This is a genomic window from Arenimonas malthae CC-JY-1 (assembly GCF_000747075.1).
GTDB classification, from domain to species: domain Bacteria; phylum Pseudomonadota; class Gammaproteobacteria; order Xanthomonadales; family Xanthomonadaceae; genus Arenimonas; species Arenimonas malthae.
In genome coordinates this window covers 18,078-27,974 of record NZ_AVCH01000159.1, presented here as the reverse complement: position 1 = coordinate 27,974, position 9,897 = coordinate 18,078, and the positions used below count along the sequence as shown (strand labels likewise).

Below are 9,897 nucleotides of genomic sequence, written 5' to 3'. Positions count from 1 at the left end.
CCCAGGTGCCGCCGCAGCGCGACCAGGCGGGCCAGCAGCCGCGGCCGGGCCAGCAGCGCCAGGATCGCCCGGGTGCGCACCGGAAGCGGGCGCCGCCGGGCCTGTTCCGAGCGGGCGCCGACCAGCAGTTCGCCGTAGCGCACGCCGGCCGGGCAGGCGGCTTCGCAGCGGCGGCAGCCCAGGCAGTGGTCGAGGTGGGTGTCGCCGGCGGCGCTGGGAGCCAGTTGGCCGGTGGCCACGGCGCGGATGTAGGCGATGCGGCCGCGGGGCGATTCGGCCTCGCTGCGGTCCATCTGGTAGGTGGGGCAGTGGGGAAGGCACAATCCGCACTGCACGCAGCGGTCGGCCAGGGCCACGAGGCCCGCGGCCGCAGGCGTCTGCGTCGGGGCGCTGGGGGCCGGGCGGGACGGTGCGGGCATGGCCGGATGCTAACACGGGGTTAATCCGGGCTTGCGCAGGCCGGAAAGGGCCGCTATCATTCCGCCTCTTTCCACCCCGATTTCTATTTGGAGCCGTCATGAAGTCCATGACCGTCAGCGCCAAGCCGGAGACCGTCAAGCAGGACTGGTATGTTGTTGATGCCAGCGGCAAGACGCTTGGTCGCCTGTGCTCGGAACTCGCGCGCCGTCTGCGCGGCAAGCACAAGCCGGAGTTCACCCCGCACGTCGATACCGGCGATTACATCGTCGTGATCAATGCGGAGAAGATCGCCGTCACCGGCAACAAGTTGCAGGACAAGAAGTACCACCGCTTCACCGGCTACGTCGGCAACCTGAAGACCGAGACCCTCGGCCAGGCCCTCGACGCCCACCCGGAGCGCGTGATCGAAATCGGCGTCAAGGGCATGCTGCCCAAGAATCCGCTCGGCCGCGCCATGTTCCGCAAGCTCAAGGTCTACAAGGGCTCGGAGCATCCGCACTCTGCCCAGCAGCCGCAGGCTCTGGACTTCAAGGCTTAAGGCATACACATGGCTACGCAGCAGAATTACGGCACCGGCCGTCGCAAGTCCTCCACCGCCCGCGTGTTCCTGCGCGCCGGCAAGGGCAACATCGTCGTCAACGGCCGCCCGGTCGATGAGTTCTTCGGCCGCGAGACCTCGCGCATGATCGTGCGCCAGCCGCTGGTCCTGAGCCAGATGACCGACAAGTTCGACGTCACCGTGACGGTCGAAGGCGGCGGCATCACCGGCCAGGCCGGCGCCATCCGCCTGGGCATCGCCCGCGCGCTGGTCGAGTACAACGAGACGCTCAAGCCGGAACTGCGCAAGGCCGGCCTGATGACCCGCGACGCCCGCGAGGTCGAACGCAAGAAGGTTGGCCTGCACAAGGCCCGCCGCGCCACCCAGTTCTCGAAGCGCTAATCGTTTCGCAAGCTGGCGGCGTCCCCGGATTGGGGGATCGTCTAATGGTAGGACTGCAGACTCTGACTCTGCCTATCTAGGTTCGAATCCTAGTCCCCCAGCCAAACCAGGAACCCCCGCGAAAGCGGGGGTTTCTTTTTGCGCCGGCGGTGGTGGCCGGGGCGGCTACCCTTGCGGGCCTTCACGGCGATAGACTGCGGTGGCCATCCCCGGAGCCCGCCATGCCCGTTCCCGCCACCGAACTCGCCCGACTGTTCCCGCTGGAATCGCTCCGGCAGGAAACCCGCGACCAGCTGGCGCGCGACGGCGTGGTGTCCGAATACCAGCGTGGCGAGAACGTCTTCGAAGCCGGCGACCTCGACGAGGACACCGTCTACCTGCTCGACGGCGAGCTGCGCTGCAACTACCCCGACGGCCGCAGCGTGGCGCACATCGCCAGCGCGCCGCACGGCCGCTATTCGCTCAACGACGCGGTGCCTCGCCGCTTCACCGCCAAGGTGGTGTCGGGCAAGGCCAAGGTGTTGCGGCTCGACCGCCGCTACCTCGAGAAGCTGATCACCTGGGACCAGCTGAGCCGCGACGAGAGCTACCGCCACTTCGGCAACGCCGCCGGTGGCAACGACTGGGTCTTCCGCCTGCTGCGCGCGCCGGCGTTCGCGCGCCTGCCGACCGGCAACATCGAGAAGATGTTCCAGATGTTCGAGCCGGTGACGGTCAAGCCCAGCGAGATCGTGATGCGCGAAGGCGACCCGGCCGACTATTTCTACGTCGTGCGTTCGGGCACCGCCTCGGTGTCCAAGTACCTCGACGGCGCGCCGCAGGTGGTGGCCTACCTCCGCGAAGGCGATACCTTCGGCGAAGACGCGCTGCTGTCGAACCTGCCGCGCAACGCCACCGTGCGCATGATGCAGGGCGGCCAGCTGATGCGGCTGTCGCGCGAAGCCTTCGAAGCCGTGCTCAAGCCGCCGATGCTGTCCTGGGTGCTGCCGGCCGATGCCGCGCGCCTGGTGCAGGGCGGGGCGGCGCTGCTGGACGTGCGCATGCCCGAGGAACACGCCCAGCGCGCCATCGACGGTTCGCTGAACGTTCCGCTCTACCGCCTGCGCGAAGACATCGCCGCCGTGCTGCCGCCCGGTGCGCGCGTGGTGGTCTACTGCAATACCGGCGAACGTTCGGCCGCTGCGGCGTTCGTGCTCAAGCGCCTCGGTTACGAAGTCAGCGCCCTGCATGGCGGCCTGGGCGCCATGCTGCGCCTGCTCAGCGCCCAAGCCCCGGCCTGATGCGGGTGGCCCTCCGGGGCCTCCCGGGAATCAGGGGCGGACAGGCCGGACCTTGCCGCCGATGATCACCTCGTCGGCGGGCCGTGCGGCGAACAGGCCGCAGGTGACCACGCCGGGGATCTGGTTGATCTTCGCTTCCAGCCCCACCGGGTCCTGGATGCGCCAGTTGTGCACGTCCAGGATCCAGTTGCCATTGTCGGTGACCACGCCTTCGCGCCACACCGGCTGGCCGCCCAGGGCCACCAGCGCGCGGCCCACCAGGCTGCGCGCCATCGGGATGACCTCCACCGGCACCGGGAAGGCGCCCAGCAGCTCCACCTGCTTGGCCTCGTCGATGATGCAGACGAAGCGGTCGCTGGCCTGGGCGATGATCTTCTCGCGCGTCAGCGCCGCGCCGCCGCCCTTGATCAGGCGGTTGTACGGGTCGCACTCGTCGGCGCCGTCCACGTAGAGCTTCAGCGGCCCGACCGCGTTGAGGTCGAGCACCGGGATGCCGTGCGACTGCAGCTGGCGCGTGCTTTGCTCCGAGCTCGACACCGCGCCCTCGATGCGGTCCTTCATGCGGGCCAGGCCGTCGATGAAGAAGGCCACGGTCGAGCCGGTGCCGACGCCGACGACGGTGCCTTCCTCGACGTATTCCAGGGCCTTCTCGGCGGCCAGCTTCTTCTGTTCGTCGCGGGACATCTGCGGCCTCCGGGCCTCATTCCATGGAAAGGATGCGCTTGAACTGCGCGGGGGTGACGGGCAGCACCGACAGCCGGTTGCCCCGGCGCAGCAGCGCGAAATCGCCGAAGGCCTCGGCCTGGGCCTTGAGCTCCTCGAGCGACACGGTGCGCTTGAACTTGCGCTGGAAACCCACGTCCACCAGCCACCAGCGCGGTTCGTCCGGCTTGCTGGCGGGGTCGTGGTAGTCGGACTTCGGGTCGAACTGGGTCGGGTCCGGGTAGGGCGCGGACGCCACCTCGGCGATGCCGACCACGCCGGGCACGGCGCAATTGGAGTGGTAGAACAGGATCGGGTCGCCGACCTTCATGTCCTTGAGCATGAAGTTGCGCGCCTGGTAGTTGCGCACGCCGCTCCAGGGCTCGGTACGCACGCGTTCGAGCGCGTCGATCGAGAACTCGTCCGGTTCGGATTTCATCAGCCAGTGTTTCATGGCCGCCATTATCGCCCGAACCGCAGCCATTCCCGCTCGGTGGCCATGGCGTCGAGGTCCACGTCCCAGGGCTCGGCGGCCAGGCCCGGCAGTTCCTGGCAGGCGTAGGCCACGCCCACCAGCCTGGGCGGGCCGGGCCGGCCGCGGCGGAAGGCGAAGCTGCGGTCGTAATAGCCGCCGCCCATGCCCAGCCGGTGGCCGTCGCGGTCCCAGCCCAGCAGCGGCACCAGCACCAGCGACAGCGCCGCGGGCGCCAGGGTGGAGGCCGGGTCCACCGCCGGTTCGGGAATGCCGAAGCGGTTGTTGGCCAGCGGGTCGCCGGCGCGCCAGGGGGCGAAACGCAGGCTTCCGTCGTCCTGCACCACCGGCAGGCACCAGACCTGGCCGGGCGCCAGCCGCAGCTGCACCGCATGCAGGGGCACTTCGCCGCCCACGGCCCAGTAGCCGCCGACATAGCCGGGTTCGCGCAGTTCGGGGGAGGCGGCGAGGTGGCGGGCCACCGCGTCGGCGGCGGCGAGGCGTTCGCCGGGTGAAAGCGCGGCGCGGCGTGCGCGCAACTGCTGGCGCAATTCCTGGCGCGTCGGTTTCAAGATAAGGCCTCCACCATGCCGATGCGTGCGAAACGACCTTGATCCCTGGGATCAAGTGGGTACCCGCGCCACCGCTTCAGGCTTTCCGCAACAGGGCGGACATGCACACCGCTTTGGCCTCGGATTCCCGGGTCGTGTTTATGGGACAAGGCGAATGTTAGGCGCGCTGTCGGACACGGCAGAGGACTTGGCGCGATTATAAGGCGGCGCCCGGAAAAAAACGTGAACGTCAGCGCGGTGCGTCGAACAGGCCGTCGAGCTTGCGGTTGAGTTCGCCGAGGGTGCGGCTGAGCGCCTGGTCGCGCTGTTCGGACTGCTGGCGCACCTGCAGCAGCTCGTGCGCCAGGTTCAGCGCCGCCAGCACGGCCACGCGGTCGATGGCGGCCATGCGGTTGTTGCCGCGGATCTCGCGCATGCGCGCGTCGAGCAGGTGGGCGGCGGCCATCAGGCCGTCGCGCTCGGCGGGCTCGACGCCCACGGTGTACTCGCGGTCGAGGATCTTGACGTTGACCGGCTCGCTCACGCGTTGTGCTCCAGCGACTTGAGCCGCGTGATCATGGCCTCGACCCGCGAACGGGCCTGCTCGTTCTTGTTGAGCAGCTGGGCGCGTTCGGCCACCAGCTGTTCCTGGCCCTGGCGAAGGCTGCGGTTTTCCTCGAGCAGCCGGCGATGCTGCTCGGCCAGGCGCTCGAAGCGCTCGGCAAGGGCCTGCAACTGGGCGATCGGGTCGTTGGGGCTCATCGCGGCCACCTTAGGCGGGGCGGGTCAAGGGGTCAATACGGCGCCGGGATGGCCGCCACGGTGCCGGGCTGCCAGCTGCGGATGAAGGCCAGGCAGCGGTGCGAATCCAGCGGCGGCGACAGCCAGAAGCCCTGGATCTCGTCGCAGCCCTGCTCGCGCAGGTAGCTCAGCTGCTGCTCGCTCTCCACGCCCTCGGCGATGACGTTCAGGCCCAGCGAATGGCCCATGGTGATGACCGTGGCCGTGATGGCCTCGTCGTCCGGGTCGCGGGTGAGGTCGCCGATGAATTCCTTGTCGATCTTCAGGGTGTCGATCGGCAGGCGCTTGAGGTAGACCAGCGACGAATAGCCGGTGCCGAAGTCGTCGATGGCCAGGGTGACGCCGATCTTGCGCAGCTCGTTGAGCACGTGCGTGGTCTGCTCGGCGTTCTGCATCACCATCGACTCGGTGACCTCGAGCTCGATGCGGTTGGCCGGCACGCCCAGGTCCTGGATCAGGCTGCGCAGCAGCTCGGGCAGGTTGCCGCGCAGCAGCTGCAGCACCGAGACGTTGATGCCGATGGAAATCTCGTTCAGGCCGTGGGCGCGCCAGCGCTTGAGGGTCTGCAGCGCCTCGGCCAGCACCCATTCGCCGATCTGCAGGATCAGGCCCGATTCCTCGGCCAGCGGAACGAAGACGGTGGGCGGGATTTCGCCCAGTTCGGCGCTGTGCCAGCGCAGCAGCGATTCCACGCCGGTGATGCGGCCGTCGGCCAGGGCCATGCGCGGCTGGTAGACCAGGCGGAATTCGCCGCGGTCGAGCGCCTTGCGCAGCGAGGCGAGCACGGTGGCGCGCCGGCGCGATTCGGCGTCCATGGTCTCGTTGTAGATCTGGTAGGTGTTCCGGCCCTCGGCCTTGGCCTGGTACATGGCCGTGTCGGCGTACTTGAGCAGGTCGGTGGGCACCAGCGCGTGGTCGGGGTAGAGGCTGATGCCCAGCGATGGCGTGATGGAGACGTCGTGGCGCTCGTCCACTTCCAGCGGCATCGAGAAGGCGGTGAGGATCTCGCGCGCCATGCGCTCGACCGCCGGCACCGATTCCACGTCCTCGAGCACCACGGTGAATTCGTCGCCACCCAGCCGGGCCACCGTGTCGGACGCCCCCACCGTGGCCTGCAGGCGGGTGGCCGCGGCCTTGAGCAGGCGGTCGCCGGCGGCGTGGCCGAGCGAATCGTTGATGTCCTTGAAGCGGTCCAGGTCGAGGAACAGCACCGCCACCCGGGTTTCCTGGCGGCGCGCGCGCACGATGGCGCGGCCCAGGCGCTCGCTGAGCAGGGCGCGGTTGGGCAGGCCGGTGAGCGTGTCGTAGTTGGCCAGGTAGCGCAGCTCCTGCTCGGCGCGCTTCTTGTCGGTGATGTCGTTGACCACGGCGACGAAGTGGCTGCGCAGGCCCATGGCGTCGCGCACCTCGCTCATCTCGATCCAGCCCAGGAACTCCTCGCCGTCCTTGCGCTTCTGCCACATCTCGCCGGCCCAGTGGCCGGTGCGCTCGAGCACGTCGCGCACGCGGCGGTAGAACTCGGCGCTGTGCTGGCTGGAATCGAGCAGGCGGCTGTTCTGGCCGATCACCTCTTCCTCGCTGTAGCCGGTGATGCGCGAGAAGGCCGGGTTCACCGAGATGAAGCGGAAGTCGAGGTCGATCACCGCCACCGCTTCGCTCATCGAGCGCAGCACTTCCAGCGCGACGCGGCGTTCACGCTCGGCACGGCGGATGACGGTGATGTCGCGGGCGGTGCCGGCCATGCGCAGCGGGCTGCCGGTGTTGTCGCGTTCGACCACCTTGCCGCGCGAGCGCACCCACACCCACTCGCCGCGGGCGTTGCGGATGCGGTGCTCGGACTCGAACACGTCGGTGTGGCCGACGATGTGCTCCTGCAGCAGCTTCTGCACCCGCGGAAGGTCCTCGGGATGGATGGACTGCGTGCGCCAGTCGTCGGTGCTCAGCTCTTCGCGGCTGCCCTGGCCGAGCAGCTGGTTCGCGCCCAGGCGGTAGAGGCTGTTCTCGCGGATGTTCCAGTCCCAGAACTCGTCGCCCGAGCCCCACAGCGCCAGGTTCAGGCGTTCTTCGCGTTCGTGGATCTCGGCCAGCAGGGAGGTTTCCTGCTGCCGGCGGTGGTTCCAGACGCGCCAGAGCAGCCAGCACAGGAACAGCGCGATTGCCAGCAGCACCAGCTGCACGATGCCGCCATTGCTGATCGAGGACTGCGCCCAGGCGACGGACGGCAGCCCGCACGCGGCCACGGCCACCGCCGTCCCGGGCCTGGCGCCCCTGAACCTGTCTCGCCACAGCCCCATTACGCCCGGTGTTCCCCTGGTCCGCCCCGTGCAATCCCAAGGAGTGTAGGGTGGCACTAACATCGCCACAAGCGCCCCGGCGAGCCCTTGCTAGAATGGCGGCATCCCCCTTCCGGCCCCGACGATGACCGACGCCCTGCTGCCCGCGCACGCCCGAGTGGCCGCCGAACTGGACGCCCTGGAAGCCGCGCTGGAGCCCTCGGACCTGCACGGGTCGCTGTGCGGGTACCTGGCCGGTGGCGGCAAGCACGATCGCAAGGGCTGGTTCGCGGCGGTGATGTCGGATCCGCTGGTTTCGCCGCCGGCGCCCGACAGTGCCCTTGACCAGCTCTATGAAGCCAGCACGCGGCAGCTCGAATCGCCGGATTTCGCCTTCGAACTGCTGCTGCCCGGCGAAGACCGCCCGGTGGGCGAGCGCGCCGACGGCCTGCTGGCCTGGTGCCGCGGTTTCCTGGGCGGCTTCGGCCTGGCCGCCGGCGCCGAGCCGCCGCTGTCGGAAGAGGCCGAGGAAGCCCTGGCCGACCTGGCCCGCATCGCCGCCAGCGACCTGAGCTACGACGATCCGGACGCCGACGAGGACGCCCTGGAGGAAGTGGCGGAATTCGTACGCGTGGCCGTGATGCTTCTGCACAGCGACTGCGTGCTGGGTCCGAGGCACCGCCGCAAGCTCAACTGACGCCGCCATGATCAAACCGGCCGAGTTCGCCCGCCGCCGCAAGCAGCTGATGCGCATGGCCGATGAGGACGCCATCCTCATCCTGCCCAGCGCCCCGCTGCGGGTGCGCAGCCACGACACGCACTATCCCTACCGCCAGGACAGCGACTTCTGGTACCTGAGCGGTTTCCCCGAGCCCGAGGCGGTGCTGGTGCTGGTGCCGGGCCGCAAGCACGGCGAGACCCTGCTGTTCTGCCGCGACCGCGACCCCGAGCGCGAAGCCTGGGACGGCCCGCGCGCCGGGCCCGAGGGGGCGGTGGAAGCGCACGGCATGGACGACGCCTACCCCATCACCGACCTCGACGAGATCCTGCCGGGCCTGCTCGAGGGCCGGTCGCGCGTCTATTACCACTTCGGCCGCGACACCGAATTCGACCTCAAGCTCATCGGCTGGGTGAACCGCGTGCGCTCGCAGGTGCGCCAGGGCGCGCAGCCGCCGCATGAATTCCTCGAACTCGGCCACCTGTTGCACGAATTGCGCCTGTTCAAGAGCGCGGCCGAACTGAAGCTGATGCGCCGGGCCGCGGCGATCGCCGCCGAAGCCCAGCTGGCGGCCATGCGCGCCACGCGCCCGGGCGGCCGCGAATACGAAGTCGAGGCCGCGCTGCAGTACGTCTACCGCAAGAACGACGCCGTGGCCGCCTACGAGCCCATCGTCGGCGCCGGCGCCAACGGCTGCGTGCTGCACTACCGCGCCAACAGCGGCCCGCTGGCCGACGGCGCGCTGCTGCTGTGCGACGCCGGCGCCGAATACGCCAACTACGCCTCCGACATCACCCGCACCTGGCCGGTGAACGGCCATTATTCGAAGGAGCAGCGCGCGCTCTACGAGCTGGTGCTCAAGGCGCAGGCGGCGGCCATGGAGCAGGCGCGCCCGGGACGTCCCTGGATCCTGGGCCACGAGGCGGCGGTGGAAGTGCTCACCGAGGGCATGCTGTCGCTCGGCCTGCTCAAGGGCACGCTGAAGGCGGCGCTGCAGTCGGGCGCCTACCGCAAGTTCTACATGCACAAGACCGGCCACTGGCTGGGCCTGGACGTGCACGACGTCGGCGAATACAAGGTCGCCGGCGACTACCGCGAGCTCGAGCCCGGCATGGTCTTCACCATCGAGCCCGGCATCTACATCGCCCCGGGCAGCAAGGGCGTGCCGGCGAAGTGGCAGGGCATCGGCATCCGCATCGAAGACGACGTCGTCGTCACCCCTGACGGCCACGAAGTGCTGACCGGTGGCGTCCCGCGCGACGCCGACGCCATCGAGGCGGTCCTGGCCAGCCGGTGAGCGGCAGGAACCGCTCTTACATGTCGTGCTTGGCGAGGTCCAGGCCCAGCGACTGGTAGTGTTTCCAGCGCTCGCGCAGGGGGCCGCGGGCGGATTCGTCGGCGGGCACGACCTCCAGCACGCGTTCGAAGCCGGCCGGCACCGGGGCGTCGCGCAGGTTCAGCACCAGCGCGCGCATGGGCGGCGATTGTTCGGGCGGGGCGATCAGCACCTCCACCTCGTCCTCGTCCTCCTCGACGCCGGCCACCTGGTGCGGCAGGAATTCGTCGGGGTCGAAGGACCACATCAGGTCGTCCAGGGCCTCGGCCTGGGCCATGGACGCGGCCAGCACGAGCAGCGGCTGCCCGGAGTGCACGGCCCGCCGGGCCAGTTCGCACACCAGCAGCAGCGGCTGCTCGCGGAAACGCGGCTTGCCGATCAGGTAGAAATCGGCGCGCGCCACG

13 protein-coding genes, 1 tRNA gene and 1 other RNA gene are annotated in these 9,897 nt (G+C 69.4%); 6 read left to right on the top strand and 9 right to left on the bottom strand.

Features of this window, described 5'->3' with window-relative positions; genetic code table 11:
• Positions 1-419, bottom strand: a 419-nt coding sequence (locus N790_RS08410; protein ID WP_156970009.1) for a 4Fe-4S dicluster domain-containing protein, incomplete at its 3' end; no start/stop codon positions are given.
• A 107-nt stretch (positions 420-526) separates the two neighbouring features.
• Here N790_RS08410 and rplM point away from each other — a divergent pair.
• The 4 genes from rplM to N790_RS08390 all read left to right on the top strand — a co-directional run bounded on the left by rplM (position 527) and on the right by N790_RS08390 (position 2,640).
• On the top strand, positions 527-958 hold the full coding sequence (rplM, locus tag N790_RS08405; RefSeq protein ID WP_084062781.1) for a 50S ribosomal protein L13: 432 nt from the start codon (positions 527-529) through the stop codon (positions 956-958).
• A 9-nt stretch (positions 959-967) separates the two neighbouring features.
• Positions 968-1,360 (top strand): 30S ribosomal protein S9, encoded by a 393-nt coding sequence (rpsI, locus tag N790_RS08400; protein ID WP_043803160.1) that lies wholly within the window; start codon positions 968-970, stop codon positions 1,358-1,360.
• A gap of 30 nt (positions 1,361-1,390) precedes the next feature.
• A tRNA-Gln gene (locus N790_RS08395) sits at positions 1,391-1,464 on the top strand.
• Positions 1,465-1,581: 117 nt separating this feature from the next.
• The gene (locus N790_RS08390) at positions 1,582-2,640 is read left to right on the top strand and encodes a cyclic nucleotide-binding domain-containing protein (protein ID WP_043803159.1); all 1,059 of its coding nucleotides are present in this window, start codon (positions 1,582-1,584) and stop codon (positions 2,638-2,640) included.
• Positions 2,641-2,670: 30 nt separating this feature from the next.
• On the opposite strand, the gene rpiA is transcribed toward N790_RS08390, so the two are convergent.
• From rpiA to N790_RS08360, 7 genes are all read right to left on the bottom strand, one after another.
• A complete protein-coding gene (gene rpiA, locus N790_RS08385; protein ID WP_043803157.1) occupies positions 2,671-3,324 on the bottom strand; it encodes a ribose-5-phosphate isomerase RpiA in 654 nt (217 codons plus the stop codon).
• A gap of 16 nt (positions 3,325-3,340) precedes the next feature.
• Positions 3,341-3,805, bottom strand: coding sequence for an EVE domain-containing protein (locus N790_RS08380; RefSeq protein ID WP_425388029.1), 465 nt, complete (start codon positions 3,803-3,805; stop codon positions 3,341-3,343).
• Entirely contained in the window at positions 3,805-4,386 is a 582-nt protein-coding gene (locus N790_RS08375; protein ID WP_043803155.1) for a 5-formyltetrahydrofolate cyclo-ligase, read from the bottom strand. Before N790_RS08375 ends, N790_RS08380 begins: the two co-directional genes overlap by 1 nt.
• Before the next feature lie 3 nt (positions 4,387-4,389).
• Positions 4,390-4,574: non-coding RNA, 6S RNA (gene ssrS / locus N790_RS15650), on the bottom strand.
• A 41-nt stretch (positions 4,575-4,615) separates the two neighbouring features.
• Positions 4,616-4,909, bottom strand: coding sequence for a cell division protein ZapA (locus N790_RS08370; protein ID WP_043803154.1), 294 nt, complete (start codon positions 4,907-4,909; stop codon positions 4,616-4,618).
• Positions 4,906-5,127 (bottom strand): TIGR02449 family protein, encoded by a 222-nt coding sequence (locus N790_RS08365; protein ID WP_043803150.1) that lies wholly within the window; start codon positions 5,125-5,127, stop codon positions 4,906-4,908. The genes N790_RS08370 and N790_RS08365 overlap by 4 nt, the downstream gene beginning before the upstream one ends.
• A gap of 32 nt (positions 5,128-5,159) precedes the next feature.
• A complete protein-coding gene (locus tag N790_RS08360) occupies positions 5,160-7,406 on the bottom strand; it encodes a putative bifunctional diguanylate cyclase/phosphodiesterase (RefSeq protein ID WP_169742165.1) in 2,247 nt (748 codons plus the stop codon).
• A 178-nt stretch (positions 7,407-7,584) separates the two neighbouring features.
• Between N790_RS08360 and N790_RS08355 the strand changes: the two genes are divergently transcribed.
• Positions 7,585-8,136 (top strand): UPF0149 family protein, encoded by a 552-nt coding sequence (locus N790_RS08355; protein WP_043803148.1) that lies wholly within the window; start codon positions 7,585-7,587, stop codon positions 8,134-8,136.
• A gap of 7 nt (positions 8,137-8,143) precedes the next feature.
• Positions 8,144-9,454: an aminopeptidase P N-terminal domain-containing protein gene (locus tag N790_RS08350; protein WP_043803145.1), complete on the top strand. Its 1,311-nt coding sequence runs from the start codon at positions 8,144-8,146 to the stop codon at positions 9,452-9,454.
• A gap of 16 nt (positions 9,455-9,470) precedes the next feature.
• On the opposite strand, the gene N790_RS08345 is transcribed toward N790_RS08350, so the two are convergent.
• The gene (locus N790_RS08345) at positions 9,471-9,896 is read right to left on the bottom strand and encodes a DNA polymerase III subunit chi (protein ID WP_043803141.1); all 426 of its coding nucleotides are present in this window, start codon (positions 9,894-9,896) and stop codon (positions 9,471-9,473) included.
• Between the last annotated feature and the right edge of the window lies 1 nt (position 9,897).